This window comes from Brevundimonas sp. (assembly GCF_051860745.1).
Lineage (GTDB): Bacteria > Pseudomonadota > Alphaproteobacteria > Caulobacterales > Caulobacteraceae > Brevundimonas.
Map to the genome: position 1 here is coordinate 68,467 of NZ_JBHYDN010000011.1, position 15,113 is coordinate 83,579.

General features: G+C 68.4%; 16 protein-coding genes and 1 tRNA gene. 11 read left to right on the forward strand and 6 right to left on the reverse strand.

Going from position 1 to position 15,113, the window contains the following annotated elements; translation table 11 throughout:
- Positions 1-208: 208 nt before the first annotated feature.
- From ACTIEW_RS12360 to ACTIEW_RS12395, 8 genes are all read left to right on the forward strand, one after another.
- Complete coding sequence (locus tag ACTIEW_RS12360) at positions 209-2,008, forward strand: long-chain-acyl-CoA synthetase (protein WP_439478219.1); 1,800 nt, start codon at positions 209-211, stop codon at positions 2,006-2,008.
- Between the two features lie 79 nt (positions 2,009-2,087).
- Positions 2,088-2,957, forward strand: a complete 870-nt coding sequence (gene motA / locus ACTIEW_RS12365) for a flagellar motor stator protein MotA (protein WP_439478202.1) — start codon at positions 2,088-2,090, stop codon at positions 2,955-2,957.
- 133 nt (positions 2,958-3,090) lie between these two features.
- Positions 3,091-3,357, forward strand: coding sequence for a hypothetical protein (locus ACTIEW_RS12370; RefSeq protein ID WP_439478203.1), 267 nt, complete (start codon positions 3,091-3,093; stop codon positions 3,355-3,357).
- Between the two features lie 170 nt (positions 3,358-3,527).
- A complete protein-coding gene (locus tag ACTIEW_RS12375) occupies positions 3,528-3,788 on the forward strand; it encodes a hypothetical protein (RefSeq protein ID WP_439478204.1) in 261 nt (86 codons plus the stop codon).
- A gap of 184 nt (positions 3,789-3,972) precedes the next feature.
- A complete protein-coding gene (locus ACTIEW_RS12380) occupies positions 3,973-4,191 on the forward strand; it encodes a hypothetical protein (protein ID WP_439478205.1) in 219 nt (72 codons plus the stop codon).
- A gap of 165 nt (positions 4,192-4,356) precedes the next feature.
- The gene (locus ACTIEW_RS12385; protein ID WP_439478206.1) at positions 4,357-4,683 is read left to right on the forward strand and encodes a hypothetical protein; all 327 of its coding nucleotides are present in this window, start codon (positions 4,357-4,359) and stop codon (positions 4,681-4,683) included.
- A gap of 84 nt (positions 4,684-4,767) precedes the next feature.
- Positions 4,768-6,585, forward strand: a complete 1,818-nt coding sequence (gene mnmD / locus ACTIEW_RS12390) for a tRNA (5-methylaminomethyl-2-thiouridine)(34)-methyltransferase MnmD (protein ID WP_439478207.1) — start codon at positions 4,768-4,770, stop codon at positions 6,583-6,585.
- 27 nt (positions 6,586-6,612) lie between these two features.
- Positions 6,613-7,023, forward strand: a complete 411-nt coding sequence (locus ACTIEW_RS12395; protein ID WP_439478208.1) for a DUF6491 family protein — start codon at positions 6,613-6,615, stop codon at positions 7,021-7,023.
- Here the strand turns inward: ACTIEW_RS12395 and scpA are convergent.
- Both scpA and ACTIEW_RS12405 read right to left on the reverse strand, forming a co-directional pair.
- Positions 7,020-9,161 carry a methylmalonyl-CoA mutase gene (scpA, locus tag ACTIEW_RS12400; RefSeq protein WP_439478209.1) on the reverse strand — a complete coding sequence of 714 codons (2,142 nt, stop codon included), beginning with the start codon at positions 9,159-9,161 and terminating at the stop codon, positions 7,020-7,022. The two genes, ACTIEW_RS12395 and scpA, sit on opposite strands and share 4 nt — an antisense overlap.
- On the reverse strand, positions 9,158-10,552 hold the full coding sequence (locus ACTIEW_RS12405) for a methylmalonyl-CoA mutase family protein (protein WP_439478210.1): 1,395 nt from the start codon (positions 10,550-10,552) through the stop codon (positions 9,158-9,160). The genes scpA and ACTIEW_RS12405 overlap by 4 nt, the downstream gene beginning before the upstream one ends.
- A gap of 221 nt (positions 10,553-10,773) precedes the next feature.
- On the opposite strand from ACTIEW_RS12405, the gene ACTIEW_RS12410 reads away from it, so the two are divergent.
- Positions 10,774-11,475 carry a glutathione S-transferase N-terminal domain-containing protein gene (locus tag ACTIEW_RS12410; RefSeq protein ID WP_439478211.1) on the forward strand — a complete coding sequence of 234 codons (702 nt, stop codon included), beginning with the start codon at positions 10,774-10,776 and terminating at the stop codon, positions 11,473-11,475.
- A 10-nt stretch (positions 11,476-11,485) separates the two neighbouring features.
- On the opposite strand, the gene ACTIEW_RS12415 is transcribed toward ACTIEW_RS12410, so the two are convergent.
- The 3 genes from ACTIEW_RS12415 to cpdR form a co-directional block, all read right to left on the reverse strand.
- Complete coding sequence (locus tag ACTIEW_RS12415) at positions 11,486-11,728, reverse strand: hypothetical protein (protein WP_439478212.1); 243 nt, start codon at positions 11,726-11,728, stop codon at positions 11,486-11,488.
- Between the two features lie 82 nt (positions 11,729-11,810).
- Positions 11,811-11,885, reverse strand: a tRNA-Val gene (locus ACTIEW_RS12420).
- Positions 11,886-12,007: 122 nt separating this feature from the next.
- Positions 12,008-12,367, reverse strand: coding sequence for a cell cycle two-component system response regulator CpdR (gene cpdR / locus ACTIEW_RS12425; protein WP_292026428.1), 360 nt, complete (start codon positions 12,365-12,367; stop codon positions 12,008-12,010).
- Positions 12,368-12,496: 129 nt separating this feature from the next.
- Here cpdR and ACTIEW_RS12430 point away from each other — a divergent pair, with 129 nt between their 5' ends.
- A complete protein-coding gene (locus tag ACTIEW_RS12430; protein ID WP_439478213.1) occupies positions 12,497-13,351 on the forward strand; it encodes an N-formylglutamate amidohydrolase in 855 nt (284 codons plus the stop codon).
- A gap of 219 nt (positions 13,352-13,570) precedes the next feature.
- On the opposite strand, the gene ACTIEW_RS12435 is transcribed toward ACTIEW_RS12430, so the two are convergent.
- Complete coding sequence (locus tag ACTIEW_RS12435) at positions 13,571-14,257, reverse strand: DUF599 domain-containing protein (RefSeq protein ID WP_439478214.1); 687 nt, start codon at positions 14,255-14,257, stop codon at positions 13,571-13,573.
- Between the two features lie 221 nt (positions 14,258-14,478).
- Here ACTIEW_RS12435 and ppa point away from each other — a divergent pair, with 221 nt between their 5' ends.
- Positions 14,479-15,045, forward strand: a complete 567-nt coding sequence (ppa, locus tag ACTIEW_RS12440) for an inorganic diphosphatase (RefSeq protein ID WP_439478215.1) — start codon at positions 14,479-14,481, stop codon at positions 15,043-15,045.
- Positions 15,046-15,113 lie beyond the last annotated feature (68 nt).

Consider the following 15,113-nt stretch of genomic DNA (forward strand, 5'->3'; position numbering starts at 1 on the left):
ATTAAGCCTTGCCGTGCCGCGTTCCACAAGCGGCTGTCAGACTTCGGCAGGTTTCACCCCGCGTCACCGCCGCATCGGCGCCACGCCAGCGCGCAAACCGGCGGTCTTTTGCCCCGAAACGCCTCTGTGATTCCCCTGCCGGTTGACCGCGACGGGCGGCTTGTCCATCACCAAGAAACGGGCGGCTTTCCGCGGAGTGATGACGACGATGGGTCTGGTGGCGAACATCAAGCGCAACATGCGTTTCGCCACGGGGCTGCGCCGTCTGCTCAAGCGCATCAAGCCGATCGAGCTGGATAGCGCCGATCTGGTCTGCGACGACTGGGAAGAGGCGGTTGACCGGTTCGGGGACAGGGTGGCGATCCAGGACGACCGGCGGTCGGTGACCTATCGCGAGCTCGACGCCATGGCCAACCGCTTCGGCCACTGGGCCCAGAGCCGCCGGCTCAAGCGCGGCGACACCATCGCCCTGGTGATGCTGAACCGGGCCGAATATATCGCCGCCTGGATGGGCTTCTCCAAGGTTGGCGTCGCCACTGCCCTGATCAACACCAATCTGACGGGCCACGCCCTGGCGCACTGCCTGTCCATCTCCAACGCCTCCCAGGTGGTGACGGACGAGGATTGCTGGAAACGGGTCGAGGACGCGCGGGCCCTGTCCGGACGCAACCTGATGCTCTGGGTGCTGGGGCTCCGCGATGAGGACGAGGCCGACGAGCGGCGCGGGCTGGACAAGCCGGTGCGAAGCGGTTCGTCCGTGCGGCCCGCCCGATCGGCGCGCTCGGGTCTGACCAATCGCGATACGGCCCTGTACATCTACACCTCGGGCACGACCGGCCTGCCCAAGGCCGCGAAGATCACCCACGCCCGGGCCCGCACCTATATGCGCGCCTTCGCCGGAGCGACGGCCGCGACCGAGAAGGACGTCACCTTCAACGTCCTGCCTCTCTATCACTCGACCGGCGGACTGGTCGGGGTCGGGCCCGCGCTGCTGAACGGCGGACAGCTGGTGCTGCGCAAGCGGTTCTCGGCGACGAATTTCTGGCCGGATGTGAAAGCCTCGGGCGCCACGCTGTTCGTCTACATCGGCGAGCTGTGCCGCTATCTGGTCAACTGCCCGGAAACCGAGGGCGAGCGGTCCCACAAGCTGCGGCTGGCCTTCGGCAACGGCCTGCGGCCCGATGTCTGGACCGATTTCCAGAAGCGGTTCGCCGTGCCGAACATCCTGGAATTCTACGGCTCGACCGAGGGCAATGTCTCGGTGTTCAATTTCGACGGCAAGCCGGGCGCGATCGGCCGGGTCCCGGGCTTCCTCAAGAAACAGATCAATTTCCGGCTGGTCCGGTTCGACATGGACACCGAGGAGCCGGTTCGCGGACCGGACGGCCTGTGCCAGCTGGCGAAAGCGGGCGAGGTCGGCGAGGCCCTGGGCATGATCGGCGACGATATTCGCCACGCCTTCTCCGGCTATGCCGACAAGGCCGCCTCCGAGAAGAAGATCCTGCGCGACGTCTTCGCACGCGGCGACCGCTGGTTCCGCACCGGCGATCTGATGAAGCAGGACAGCGAAGGCTATGTCTATTTCATCGACAGGATCGGCGACACCTACCGCTGGAAGGGCGAGAACGTCTCGACCGCCGAGGTCGAGCAGCGGCTGGCCGACGCGCCCGGCATCAAGGAAATCATCGCCTATGGCGTTCCGGTTCCCGGCCACGAGGGCAAGGCCGGCATGGTCGCCCTGGTCGTTGAAGGCCGGTTCGCCGCCCGTCCCTTCGCCGACTGGGTGGACCAGGAACTGCCGGCCTACGCCCGACCCGTCTTCGTCCGCCTGATCAAGTCGGCCGACACCACCGGAACCTTCAAGTACAAGAAGATCGATCTCGTCGCCGATGGGTTCGATCCCGACAAGGTCGACGGCCCCCTCTATATTCGGGGCGGCAAGAACGGCTACGCCAAATTCAGCGAGGCGGCCCGCGCGGCCATCCTGGACGGCGAAATCCGGCTTTAGCGAGCGCCGGTTCGCAACCGCCCCTTAATCATTAACGGCGAAGGTCCGCGTATCTCGCGCGCAGGATTCTCCGCCCTCCATGTTCCAGATTATCGGCATCGTTCTGCTGTTCGCCATGGTGTTCGGCAGCTACATCCTTTCAGGCGGCAAGATGGAGGTCATCCTCCACTCCCTGCCCTACGAGCTGATGGCCATCCTCGGCGCGGCCGTGGCGGCCTTCCTGATCGGCAACAGCGTCACCACCATCAAGGCGACCCTGGGCGGCTTCGGCAAGGTGTTCGCCGGCGCCAAATGGAAGAGGCAGGACTACAAGGACCTGCTGTCCCTGCTTTTCCAGCTGACCAAGACGATGAAGTCCAAGGGCGTCATCGCCCTGGAAAGCCACATTGAGAAGCCTGCTGAGAGCACGATCTTCCAGAAATACCCCAAGGTGCTGAAGGACCATTTCGCCACTGACTTCATCTGCGACACCCTGCGGATGATGACCATGAACCTCGAGGATCCGCACCAGATCGAGGACGCCATGGAAAAGCAGCTGGAAAAGCACCACCATGAGGGTCTGGCCGGGGCGCACGCCCTGACGACCATGGCCGACGGCCTGCCGGCGCTGGGCATCGTGGCGGCGGTTCTGGGGGTCATCAAGACCATGGGCTCGATCACCGAGCCGCCGGAAATCCTGGGCGGCATGATCGGCGGCGCTCTGGTCGGCACCTTCCTGGGCGTCTTTTTGGCCTATGGGCTGGTGGGGCCGATAGCGGTGCGCCTCAAGGAGATCGTCGATGGCGACGGCGCCTTCTACAAGATCATCCAGTCGGTTCTGGTCGCCCACCTGCACGGCAACGCCGCCCAGATCTCCGTCGAGATCGGCCGCGGCGACATCCCGTCCTCGGCCCAACCGTCTTTCATCGAGATGGAAGAAACACTGTCGGCTGCGCCGACCGGCGCCTGATCTCACAAGCCGTTCACCGGTCATCACCGGCGAACACGCATTCGGGAACGTCCCGCGACGCGGCCGGTTAGGCAGGAGATCGATCATGAGCGTGGGGTGGTCCGCCCCGGGCGATCGTCCGGAGGAGCATGCCATGAACATCAGGATCATCACCGCCGCGGCGCTCGGCGCCGTTTCCCTGACTGCCTGTTCGGATCGCGACGCCGGGTCACCGGCCGCGCCTTCGGCGGACGTCGCGACCGATTCGGCCGCGACAGCGCCCGCCGAACTCCCCGCCGAACTGCCGGAGACCCTTTCGCCGGTGGATCCGGGCGGAACAGTCGGGCCGGGTCAAACGCCCCCCACCTTGCCGACCGAACCGTCCACGACTTCTCCGGCAACCAGTCCGCCGCCGCAATAGCGGGGTTTCGGCGTCCGGAAGCCGGTCGGGCCGAGGCTCAAATCCTCCCCTGTGGTCACGCCGGTTCACGAACGCGTGAGAATTTGACTTGGCTTTCGCTCACGTTCCCGTTATCCCGGAACGGCGAGGAGTTCATGACCTCGTATGACCCTTCTGAAGGAATAAACATTATGCGCATCACCGCTCTGGTCGCCGCTTCGGTCGCCGCTCTGGCCCTGGCCGCCTGCACCCCCGCCGCCGACAAGGCTGAAGAAGCTTCGGCTGACGCCACTGCCGCCGCCGACACCGCCACGGACGCTGCCGCGACCGCCGACGCTGCCGCCGCCGACGCGACTGCCGCTGCCGCCACTGCCGACGCCGCCGCTGCTCCGGCCGCCGACGCCGCCATGGCCCCGGCTGCCGACGCCGCTGCCCCGGCCGCCGCTCACTAATCTGAGCGACATCATTCCGGCCTTCGGGTCTGATGAAGGAAGGGCCGTCCCGGAAGGGGCGGCCCTTTTTCGTTGTACCGTCCGCCGCGCCGAACTCGGGCGCTATTTGCCTTGCGAGGGCTCGCCGGCGCTCGGTATCCAGTTCCATGGGACGCCCTCGTCCGCCGAATCCAAGGAGCCATCGATGCGCATCACAGCCCTGATCGTGGCCGCCTCCGCCGCGCTTGCCCTGACCGCCTGCCAGAGCGCCGAAGACAAGGTTGACGGCGCCTCGACTGAAGCGGTCGAAGCCGCCGGCGTCGCTGATCCGGCCGCCGCCAACACCACCATTGACCAGGCTGCCGCTGACGCCCAGGCCGCCGCTTCGGCCGCGGCCCACCAGGCGCCGGAACCAGCGCGCTGATCGCCGGCTACGACCGCTGACAAGGGCCGCTCTTCGGGGCGGCCCTTCTTCTTTGTGCGCTGAAAAGGAACATCCGCGGAGCGACGGTATTTTATCAGCGGTACAGCTTGGCGGCGGGCATCCGGATGGTCGGGGGCCGCTGCCCCAACTGCAAGGATTCTCCCGATGCGCACTTCCATCCTGATCGCCGCCGCCGCCGCGGCCTTCACGCTTTCCGCCTGCAACCAGCCCGATGACGCTGCCACGGACGCCTCGACCGAAGCCGCCGAAGCCTCGGGCGCCGCCGTCGACACGGCCGCAACGAGCGGTGGCGCGTCCGGCGGGGCAAACGCCGCGAGCGGGGCCGGTCAGGCCTCCGGCGAGACGATGGGCCCGGCCTCGGGCGCGATGGTCTCCGACGGCGCCATGACGCCTGGGGCCCAGCCGGGCGATACGGCCGGCAACAATGTCACCGAGACCGAGCGCCGGTTGAACCCGCCGACCGCGCAGTAGGCCTGCACGACGAAGTCAGGGGGCCGCCCGTGTGGGCGGCCCTTTTTCGTTGCGCCGCGGCCTGAGCTGTATAGGCCGTGGCGAATGGCTGAAGACCGCGCGCCCCGCCTGATCTGGAACGACGACGGCTCGCCGCGTTCGGGGCGGTTCGGCGATGTCTATTTCTCGCAGCAGGACGGACTGGCCGAGGCCCGGGCGGTCTTCCTCGCCGGCTGTGGTCTGCCGACGGCGTGGGAGGGACGCCCCCGCTTCTGCGTGGCCGAGCTGGGGTTCGGCACAGGGCTGAACATCGCGGCCCTCCTGGAGCTGTGGCGTCGCGAAGGGCCGGCGGGCGGACGTTTGAGCCTTTTCTCGGTCGAGGGCTTTCCGCTGAGCCGCGAAGAGGCGGCGCGCGTCCTTGAGGCCTGGCCGGAGCTGGCGCAGGCGTCACAGGCGTTGCTGGATGCGTGGCCGGAGGCCACGCCGGGGTTTCATCGGCTCGACCTGCCCGACTTCAACGCGACGCTCGACCTCGCGGTCGGCGACGTCGGCTGGGCCCTGTCGCAGTGGACGGGCCGCGCAGACGCCTGGTTCCTCGATGGTTTCGCGCCTTCGAGCAATCCGGACATGTGGTCGGACGCGGTGCTGGACGGCATCGCGACCCGGTCTGCGCCGGGCGCAAGGGTCGCGACCTTCACCGTCGCCGGGGCGGTGCGCCGGGGGCTGGCGGAGCGGGGTTTCGCCGTCGACAAACGACCCGGCCACGGCCGCAAGCGCGAACGGCTGGAAGCGCGTCTGCCCGAGGCCCTGGCCGGGTTGGATCGGATGCCGTCGGTGGCGATGGTCGGGGCCGGGATCGCCGGGGCGGCGCTGGTCCGCGCTTTTACAGCGCTCGGCGTGCGGGCGACCGTGATCGAAGCCGAACGGCCCGGCGCGGGGGCCTCGGGTTTCCCAGCCTCCCTGGTCACGCCGCGTCTCGACGCGGGCGACGGCGACATCGCCGCCCTCCATGCCCAGGCCTTGACGCGGGCGGCGGGTTTGTACGGCGCTCTGCCGGGCGTGGTGATCGAAACGGGGGTGCTTCAGCTGGAACAGGCGCCGCGCGACGTCGCCCGCTTCGCCAAGGTGGCGGCCCAGCCGATCTGGCCAGAGGGCGCGATGGAGGTTCGCGATGCCGTCGCCTGTTCCGACCGGTTGGGCGAACCCGTCGAGAGCGGCGGTTTGTGGATGCGCGACGCCATGGCGATCCGGCCCGCTTCTGTGCTCGAAGCCTGGCTGGAGGAGGCTGACCGGATCACCGCGACGGTCGGACGTATCGAGGCCGTGGCTGCCGGCTGGCGGCTGCTGGATGAAGTCGACGCCGTGATCCTCGAAGCTGACATCGTGGTGGTGGCGGCCGGTTGGGGGACCGCGGGGCTGGTTCCCGGTGTGGCGCTGGCCCCGGTCCGGGGTCAGGCCAACTGGGTCGAGGGCGTTGAGGCCGGTCCTGTCGCCTGGGGCGGCTATGCGGCGCCGACGGGCTCCGGCTTGCTGTTCGGCGCGACCCACGACCGGGGCGAAACCGGTGGCGGGCCGTCGGATGAGGCCGGCGCACGCAATCTGGCGACCGTCGCGGGCCGTCTGCCGCAGCTGGCGGGGCGGATCGCAGCGGCGGGGCCGGCTCAGGCCCGGACCGCCGTGCGCGCCACGACCCCGGACCGGCTGCCGCTGGCCGGCGCGGCGCCGGGCGCCGAAGGTCTGTTCGTTCTCGGAGGCTTGGGCTCGCGCGGCTTTTGCGTCGCGCCCCTGCTGGCCGAACATATCGCGGCCCTGGCGATGGGCGCGCCGTCGCCGCTGCCGGCGGATCTGGCCGCGCGGGTCGATCCGTTACGAAACGCTACCGCTGGAGGCCTTGTACAACCGATCGGCAAGGCGGACGGTTAAGGTTCCGGTTTCCTCGAGGAGATTCCCATGCGCACCCTCGCCTTCGCCGTCCTCGGCGCCCTCACGTTCCTGACATCCTGCGCCCCCGTCGACGGGGGCGGCATGGCCGGTGACGCTCCGCCGCGCGCGCGCCAGTGTTTCGGCGTCCGTCAGGTGGACAATTTCGAACAGGGCCGCCCCGATCAGGTCTTCCTGCGGGTGGGCCGCAATGATGTTTATGAGCTCAACGCCGCTGGTGGTTGTCCCGATATGGATTTCGCCAACCGCATGGTCCTGATCCCCGATGGAGGCATGGTCGGCACGCGTCTGTGCACTGACGACTGGGCGCGGATCGTGGTGCCCGGATCGACGTCCCAGACGTCGGTCTGCCGTGTTCGGGTCAGCCGCAAGCTGACGGCCGAGGAAATCGCCGCCCTGCCGCCCCGCCATCGCCCCTAGGTTTTCTGGGCGTAGCCGAGGCGCTGGTTGAGCTTCTCGATCAGGTCGATGGCGGTGTCAGCGATGACCGAGCCGGGCGGATAGACGGCGGCGGCGCCCATGTCGATCAGGGTCTGGACGTCGGACGGGGGGATGACCCCGCCGACCACGATCATGATGTCCGGCCGGCCCAGCTTATCCAGCTCGGCCTTCAGCTCGGGCACGAGGGTCAGGTGGCCGGCCGCGAGCGATGAGGCGCCGACGGCGTGGACATTGCCGGCCACGGCGTCGCGAGCGGCCTCGGCCGGGGTCTGGAACAGCGAACCGGCGGTGGCCTCGAGGCCGAGGTCGCCATAGGCGGTGGCGATGACCTTCTGGCCCCGGTCGTGGCCGTCCTGGCCCAGTTTGGCGATCAGGATGCGGGGCGGGCCGCCGTCGTTGTCGACGAAGGCGGCGACCATGTCGCGGGCGCGGCTGATCTTCGGATCGTTTCCGGCCTCGCGGGCATAGACGCCGTGGGCGGTCTTCACCGTCGCCACATGGCGGCCGAAGGCGGCCTCAAGCGCGTCCGAGATCTCGCCGACGGTGGCGTAGGCGCGGGCGGCCTGCACAGACAGCTCCAGCAGGTTGGCGTTCGCCTTCGCGCCCGCGGTCAGGGCGTCGAGCGCAGCTTGCGTCTTCGCCTCGTCGCGCTCGCCGCGCAGCCGTTTCAGCTTCGCGATCTGGGCCGTCAGCACGGCGGCGTTGTCGACCTTCAGCATGGGTATGTCGTCTACCGTGTCTGACAGGTAGCGGTTCACGCCGACGACGGTCTGCTGGCCCGTGTCGATCCGGGCCTGGGTGCGGGCCGAGGCCTCCTCGATGCGCATCTTGGGCACGCCGGCCTCAATGGCTTTCGCCATGCCGCCCAGGGCCTCGACCTCGGCCATCAGGACGCGGGCCTTCTCGGCCAGTTCGTGGGTCAGGCGCTCGACATAGAAGCTGCCGCCCCACGGATCGATGACGCGGGTCAGGCCGGTCTCCATCTGCAGCAGCAGCTGGGTGTTGCGCGCGATACGGGCCGAGAAATCGGTCGGCAGGGCCAGCGCCTCGTCCAGCGCATTGGTGTGCAGGCTCTGGGTCTGGCCGCCCGCCGCCGCCATGGCCTCGACCATGGTGCGCGGCACGTTGTTGAACACGTCCTGGGCCGCCAGCGACCAGCCCGAGGTCTGGCAGTGGGCGCGCAGGGACAGCGACCTTGGATCCTTCGCGCCGAATTTCGACACCGCCTCGGCCCACAGCAGGCGGCCGGCGCGCAGCTTGGCCACCTCCATGAAATAGTTCATGCCGATGGCCCAGAAGAAGCTCAGCCGCGGCGCGAACCGGTCGACGTCCATGCCCGCCGCGACGCCCGCCTTCAGGTATTCGACGCCGTCGGCGAGGGTATAGGCCAGCTCCAGATCGGCCGAGGCCCCGGCCTCCTGCATGTGGTAGCCGCTGATCGAGATGGAGTTGAATTTGGGCGTCTCGGCCGCGGTCCAGGCGAAGATGTCCGACACGATCCGCATCGAGGGTTCGGGTGGATAGATGTAGGTGTTGCGGACCATGAACTCCTTGAGGATGTCGTTCTGGATCGTCCCGGTCAGGGCCGCGTGGGGCACGCCCTGTTCCTCGGCCGCGACGACATAGAGGGCCAGGATCGGCAGGACGGCGCCGTTCATGGTCATCGACACCGACATCTGATCCAGCGGGATGCCGTCGAACAGGGTGCGCATGTCGTAGATGCTGTCGATGGCGACCCCGGCCATGCCGACGTCGCCCTTCACCCGCGGGTGGTCGGAATCGTAGCCCCGGTGGGTGGCCAGGTCGAAGGCGATCGACAGCCCCTTCTGCCCGGCGGCGAGGTTGCGGCGGTAGAATGCGTTGGACGCCTCGGCGGTCGAGAAGCCGGCGTACTGGCGGATGGTCCAGGGGTTGGACGCATACATGGTCGGATAGGGACCGCGCACATAGGGGGCGATGCCCGGCAGGCCGTGGATGAAATCGAGACCCTCGACGGCCTCGGGGCCGTAGGCGGTCCGGACGGTCAGGCCTTCGGGGGTGTTCCAGACATCACGGGCCGGGCCGGCCCCGGTCGGGCCGAGGTCCAGGGCGACCTTGGTGAAGTCGGGGGCGCTCATCGGGCGGCCTCCCAGGTCTGGGTCTCGAAAGGGGCGGCGAAGCGGATCGGGATCAGCGGATCGCAGGCGTCGCCGCCGGTCTGCGGTCGGCGCACGATCTCGGCCTCGAACAGCGCAGGGCGGGGGTCGGGATCGACGAATTTGGTTACGCCGACCAGCTGGGCCGCGCCGTTCGCCAGCGCCGCCTCGCGCTCGGCCCGGGCGGCGGCGACCCGGTCCTGAATGTCGCCAGTGCGCAGGGCGACGACCAGGCCGCCCTCGCCCTCAATGCGCTGGAACTCGGTCCAGCCGGCCTCGGCCAGATCGCGGGTGCGGGCGTCGAGGAACCACGACCCGGCCGCCGGATCGTCGACCCGGCCCAGATGCGCCTCCTCCATCAGCACCGCCTGGGTGTTGCGCGCCTGCCGTCGGGCGAAGGCGTCGGAACGACCGTTGGCGCGCGACAGGCCATCGAGCACCAGGGCGTCGGCTCCGCCGACCGCGCCGGCGAAACCCACCGCCGTCAGCCGCAACAGGTTCGGCCATGGATCGCGCGCGGCCAGCATCCGCCGGGATGAGCGGGCCTCGATGACGGCGGGCGTCTCCCCGCCGAACGCCCGGGTCAGGGTGCGCCACATCAGCCGCAGGGCGCGGACCTTGGCGAGGCCGTCGAAATATTCCTGGTCCAGCGAGAGGCCCAGGACCGTGCCTTTCAGCGCCGCCTCGGCCGTCATCCCCGCCGCGACCGCAGCCTTGACCAGCGCAACGGCGTTGGCCGCCGCGAAACCCAGCTCCTGCCCGATGGAGCCGCCGGCCTCATGCACCACGCGCCCGCTGGCCAGAAAGCAGGACGCCTCGGGATAGGCCCCCGCATGGCGCGCCGCCGTATTGGCCGCCAGCATCAGATGCTCGTCGATCGCTCGCGGCGCGGCCCCGGCCTCCGCGAACGCCGACAGCGGGTCCATGTGGAACATCAGCTTCGCGCGCGGCGAGCCCTTGGCCGCCACGGCCAGCGCATTGGCCGCCTCGGGCCCGTCAAGACCGGCGTCGAGCCCGACCGCCGCCAGTTCCAGCGCCACGCCGTCCAGCGCGCGGGCCAGCGGTTCGGAATCCGCCAGCACGGCGCCCTTCAGCAGAACCGAGGCCGCGCTGCCCTCGAGGTCAGCCAGCACGGCGGCGTTGACGGCCTCGGCCTTGTCGCCCTCGATCAGGGTCCGCACATCCCAGGCCCGGCCCTCGGCGTCGGACGGGCGCGGGGCGGACACCCACTGGCCGCCCGTCGCGGCGGCATACAGAGGCCGCACAGCCATGCCGTCGGCGTCCAGATGCACCAGGCTTTCCAGCGGCCGGTCCTTCAGCGCCTTTTCGGCCAGGACGCGCCAGTCTGCGGGGGACGGGGTCGGAAAAGTCATGGCGTCTCCATTGCCCGCGCCGACGCGCCGGGTCCAGTGAGCAGGCCGCCGGGCCCCGACGCAAAAAGAACGGTCTGAATCGTCTGAGTCGTTAATTGCTCCTTCCGCTCACCCAGACTGGCGCACGCCGACGTCAGAATCGGTGGGAGGAATGAGCCACCTCGACGGTTGCGGTTGCCGACGGCCCGCCTACATCCAGCGGGAACGCAACCGGAGCCCCCATGGCCGATCTTGCCGCCTTTCCGATCACGCAGCGCTGGCCCGCGCAGCATCCCGACCGGCTGCAGCTCTATTCGCTGAACACGCCCAACGGGGTCAAGGTCTCGATCATGCTGGAGGAGATCGGCCTGCCGTATGAGGCGCATCTGGTCGATATCGGCGCGAACGAGAGCTGGACGCCGGAATTCCTGTCGCTCAATCCCAACGGCAAGATCCCCGCCATCCTCGATCCCGACGGTCCGGGCGGCCAGCCTCTGGCCCTGTTCGAATCCGGCGCCATCCTGGTCTATCTGGCCGAGAAGACCGGTCAGTTGATCCCGACCGATCCCGCCGCCCGGTTTGAGACCCTGCAATGGGTCATGTTCCAGACGGCGGCCATCGGCCCGATGTTCGGCCAGGTCGGCTTCTTCCATAAATTCGCCGGCAAGGCCTTCGAGGACAAGCGCCCGCTGGAGCGCTATGTCACGGAATCGAAACGGCTCCTGGGCGTGCTTGAGACCCGGCTGGAGGGCCGCGACTGGATCATGGGCGACTGGTCGATCGCCGACGTCGCGACGCTGGGCTGGGTCCGCAATCTGATCGGCTTCTATGAGGCGCGTGAATTGGTCGATTTCGACAGTCTGAAGAACGTCCCCGCCTGGCTGGAGCGCGGTCTGGCCCGCCCGGCGGTTCAGCGCGGGCTGGAGATTCCCGCGCGGGACTGACGCGAACCGGTCAGCGAGCGTCGAACGATTTGTGTTCACCTGTCGGCGCGACGAACAGCCTGTCGCAGCGCTCGGCTGCGTCGGTCAGCAGAATGACCTCGAAATCATCGCCCGAGGCGTCGAACACCTCCGCGGCGAGCGCCTCAAAGGCCGCCTCATGCCCGGGACGTCCGTACAGCAAGACCCCGTCCCGGGCGTCCACGACGCCGTAAGCCGGAGCACCTTCGAGAAGGGTTTCAAAATCGATAGCCATTGAGTGGCAATCCGCCAACGGCGCAAAGGTTTCCCTGCCTGGGACAAACCGGGTGTCAGCGGGGTCGATATGGGAGAAGGAATGGTGGACGCGACAGGGATTGAACCTGTGACCCCCTCGATGTCAACGAGGTGCTCTCCCGCTGAGCTACGCATCCGCCAAGACGGTTCCGGACAGGTCCGGAACGGGAAGGAGCGGTCTATAACCCTTTGGAGGCGCTGACCGCAAGGGCGAAACCAGGGCGATTCGATCTCATGATCGTGACCGCCAAGGGCGGTTTCAGGCCGCCGCGACCATCCGCTCAACCTCACCGACGAGGTCGCGCAGATGTACGGGCTTGGCCAGGACCTTGGCCTGCGGGCTGGCCTGGGCGGCCGACAGGGCCACGGCGGCGAAGCCGGTGATGAACATGATGCGGATGCCGGGCTGGCGGGCGGCGGCGACGCGCGCCACCTCGATGCCGTCGGCGCCGGGCATGACGATGTCGGTCAGCAGCAGGTCCCACGGCCCCTGGTCGAGGGCGTCGATCGCGTCGTCGCCATTCTCGCAATCGACCACGGAATGGCCCGCGCGCTCGAGCGCCCGGGTCAGGAAGCCGCGAAGCGAGTGATCGTCTTCCGCCAGTAGAATGCGCGCCATCTTGGTGTGTCCGCCCCGGTCGTCTTTCGGAAAGGCTACGCTCCGACTGGTAAACCCGCCATGAAAATCAGGACGCCTTGACTAGCAGTCGTCTGTGGATGGTCCGACGAAACAGGTTATGGCTGGCCCATGGATCAGGACCGGGACGGGGCGGAAAGGGGCGGCGGCGACGCCTTCGTCGTCCTGCGCCCGCTAACGCCCGGCCGTTTCGTCTTCGCCTCGCCCCATTCGGGCACGGTCTATCCGCCCGGCATGGGCGCCGATCCGGCCCTGCCGAAAGCCAGTCTGCGCAGCGCCGAGGACGCCCTGGTCGACCAGCTGATCGCGCCCGGCGTCGATCTCGGCGCCACGGTGGTGCTCGGCCGGCTGGGCCGGGCCTGGGTCGATCTGAATCGCGATCCCGGCGATCTGGACCCCGTGCTGATAGAAGGCGTCTCCGACAGCTCGATTTCGGCCCGGACGGCGGCCGGATATGGCGTCATTCCGCGCCTGACCGGAGATGGGCGGGCCCTGTACCACCGGCGCCTGACGCTGGACGAGGCGAGGGACCGGATCGCCCGGACCCATGCGCCCTATCATCAGGCGCTGGCGGACGGGATGGAGGCGGCTCGGGCGCGGCATGGCGAGGCGGTGCTGGTGGACTGGCACTCCATGCCCGCGCGGGCGACCCAGGCGGCGGGCGGGGCGCGGGGGCCGGACGTGGTTCTCGGCGACAGGCATGGCTCGTCGTGTTCGGCGGAAATGACGCGGCGGCTGCGGCGGGCGTTCGAAGCGCTGGGCTGGCGGGTGGCGCTGAACCAGCCTTACGCCGGCGGCTGGACCACCCAGAGCTGGGGGCGTCCGTCGGAGGGGTTCCACGCCGTCCAGATCGAACTGAACCGGGCGCTCTATTTTGATGAAGCCGCCCGGTCGCCGGGCCCCGGCTGGTCGCGCACCGAAAAGGGCGTGGCGCGGGTCATCGCCGACCTGCTGGCCGGTGAATAGAAGAGACCGCGCCCAAGGGCGCGGAGGGCCATAAAAAAAGCCGCGCCCGAGGGCGCGGCATGAAGTCTATAGGGAGGAAACGCCCAGAAGGGCACGACGCCCGGAGGCGTCAGAAATGAAGTTAGGTTGCAGCGCACAAATCGTCAAGCAGCTATCTCGCAACTGCGTTCACGCAATGTAACCGCTTTCATCGCTCAAGTAGCGAGCGACAGCGTCCTCTCAGGCCCGCTCCAGCAGGCGTCGGGCGCTGCGGATGGCGCGGGCGGCCGGTGAACCCGCCTGACGCCAGATCATCAGGCAGAAGACGGCCGTCACGCCCAGGGCCAGCCACAGCGGACCGAACAGCCAGGCCGCCGCCGCCAGGGCGAAGTAATAGCCCCGAACCCCCTGGCTGAAGGCGCTCAGCGCCGGGTTCAACAGATTGCCCGCCGCCTCGCCGAGCGCCGCCCGATCGGCCTCGGTATGCACCTCGGGCGCGGCCCCGATCAGGGCCAAAGCGTAGTTCAACTGTCTGATCGACCAGATGAAATCCAGCAGGCCGCGGGCCAGGCACAGGAGCACCAGCGCCAGCTTGGCCTCCAGAAGTTTCATTGGCACGTCCTCGGCTCCGACCGAGGCGAACCCCTGCAGCGCCTGTTCGCCGCCGAACAGCACGCTGGCCACCGCCGCGATCAGCAGCAGATTGGTCGAGGCGAAAAAGCCGCCGGAATTGATGGTGTGGCCCATCAGATTGCTGTCGACGAGGCGGATTTCCCGGTGGGTCATGGCCGTCATCCACACGCGGCGGATGACCAGCATGTCGTCGTTGAGCGTGCCGCTGCGCCGCGCCAGCAGGGTCAGGAGCGGGCCGTAGCCCAGCCAGCACAGGATGAAGAGGGCCAGAGCCAGCCAGTCGAACAGGGTCATGGAGGGCTCCTTCTCACCGCCACATGGTGGCGCGTGCGCAGCCCGCGCTCAAGCAGCGAGACGCCGCGCGTCGAGCGATAGCGCGCAAACCAGCCCCGCGCTCAGGCAGCGAGCGACCGCCTCGCGAGCGATGGCGCAAACCCTCCCGCCTTGCTTCTGCCGCGCGCCGCGCCTATCACGCCCGCCACTTCGTATCGCACTGCACCATAATCGAGCGCGCCATGAATATCGACGCCATTCCCGTCGGCCCCAATCCGCCCTGGGACATCAATGTCATCATCGAGATTCCGCAGGGTGGCCTGCCGGTGAAATACGAGATGGACAAGGCGTCCGGCGCCCTGTTCGTCGACCGCTTCCTGCACACCGCCATGTACTATCCGGGCAACTACGGCTTCATCCCGCACACCCTGTCGGACGACGGCGACCCTTGTGACGTTATCGTGCTGAACCCGACGCCGGTCGTGCCCGGCTGCATCATCCGCTCGCGCCCGATCGGCGTGCTGAAGATGGAAGACGAGGCCGGCGGCGACGAGAAGATCCTCGCCGTGCCGGTCGACAAGCTGAACCCCTACTACACCGACATCGCCAGCTATCGGCAGTTGCCGACCATCATGGTCGAGCAGATCGAGCATTTCTTCACCCGCTACAAGGATCTGGAGAAGAACAAGTCGGTCACCGTCAAGGGCTGGGGCGACGCGGGCGAAGCGGCCGAACTGATCGCCGCCGGCATGCGCGCCCATCAGGAAAAGCTGAAGTCGGCGGTCGCCAAGACTGCGAACGCGGCCTGAAACACGCCTCATCGTCTCCTCCCCACGCAGTGGGGAGGGGGACCATGCGAAGCATGGTGGAGGGGGGC

What these genes read in the sequence shown, in the direction of transcription:
- ACTIEW_RS12380 (WP_439478205.1), top strand. Translation starts at nt 3,973, where the DNA reads ATGCGCATCACAGCCCTGATCGTGGCCGCCTCCGCCGCGCTTGCCCTG.
- ACTIEW_RS12410 (WP_439478211.1), top strand. Translation starts at nt 10,774, where the DNA reads ATGGCCGATCTTGCCGCCTTTCCGATCACGCAGCGCTGGCCCGCGCAG.
- ACTIEW_RS12360 (WP_439478219.1), top strand. Translation starts at nt 209, where the DNA reads ATGGGTCTGGTGGCGAACATCAAGCGCAACATGCGTTTCGCCACGGGG.
- mnmD (WP_439478207.1), top strand. Translation starts at nt 4,768, where the DNA reads ATGGCTGAAGACCGCGCGCCCCGCCTGATCTGGAACGACGACGGCTCG.
- ACTIEW_RS12430 (WP_439478213.1), top strand. Translation starts at nt 12,497, where the DNA reads ATGGATCAGGACCGGGACGGGGCGGAAAGGGGCGGCGGCGACGCCTTC.
- ACTIEW_RS12385 (WP_439478206.1), top strand. Translation starts at nt 4,357, where the DNA reads ATGCGCACTTCCATCCTGATCGCCGCCGCCGCCGCGGCCTTCACGCTT.
- motA (WP_439478202.1), top strand. Translation starts at nt 2,088, where the DNA reads ATGTTCCAGATTATCGGCATCGTTCTGCTGTTCGCCATGGTGTTCGGC.
- ACTIEW_RS12435 (WP_439478214.1), bottom strand. Translation starts at nt 14,257, where the DNA reads ATGACCCTGTTCGACTGGCTGGCTCTGGCCCTCTTCATCCTGTGCTGG.
- cpdR (WP_292026428.1), bottom strand. Translation starts at nt 12,367, where the DNA reads ATGGCGCGCATTCTACTGGCGGAAGACGATCACTCGCTTCGCGGCTTC.
- ACTIEW_RS12375 (WP_439478204.1), top strand. Translation starts at nt 3,528, where the DNA reads ATGCGCATCACCGCTCTGGTCGCCGCTTCGGTCGCCGCTCTGGCCCTG.
- scpA (WP_439478209.1), bottom strand. Translation starts at nt 9,161, where the DNA reads ATGAGCGCCCCCGACTTCACCAAGGTCGCCCTGGACCTCGGCCCGACC.
- ACTIEW_RS12415 (WP_439478212.1), bottom strand. Translation starts at nt 11,728, where the DNA reads ATGGCTATCGATTTTGAAACCCTTCTCGAAGGTGCTCCGGCTTACGGC.
- ppa (WP_439478215.1), top strand. Translation starts at nt 14,479, where the DNA reads ATGAATATCGACGCCATTCCCGTCGGCCCCAATCCGCCCTGGGACATC.
- ACTIEW_RS12405 (WP_439478210.1), bottom strand. Translation starts at nt 10,552, where the DNA reads ATGACTTTTCCGACCCCGTCCCCCGCAGACTGGCGCGTCCTGGCCGAA.
- ACTIEW_RS12395 (WP_439478208.1), top strand. Translation starts at nt 6,613, where the DNA reads ATGCGCACCCTCGCCTTCGCCGTCCTCGGCGCCCTCACGTTCCTGACA.
- ACTIEW_RS12370 (WP_439478203.1), top strand. Translation starts at nt 3,091, where the DNA reads ATGAACATCAGGATCATCACCGCCGCGGCGCTCGGCGCCGTTTCCCTG.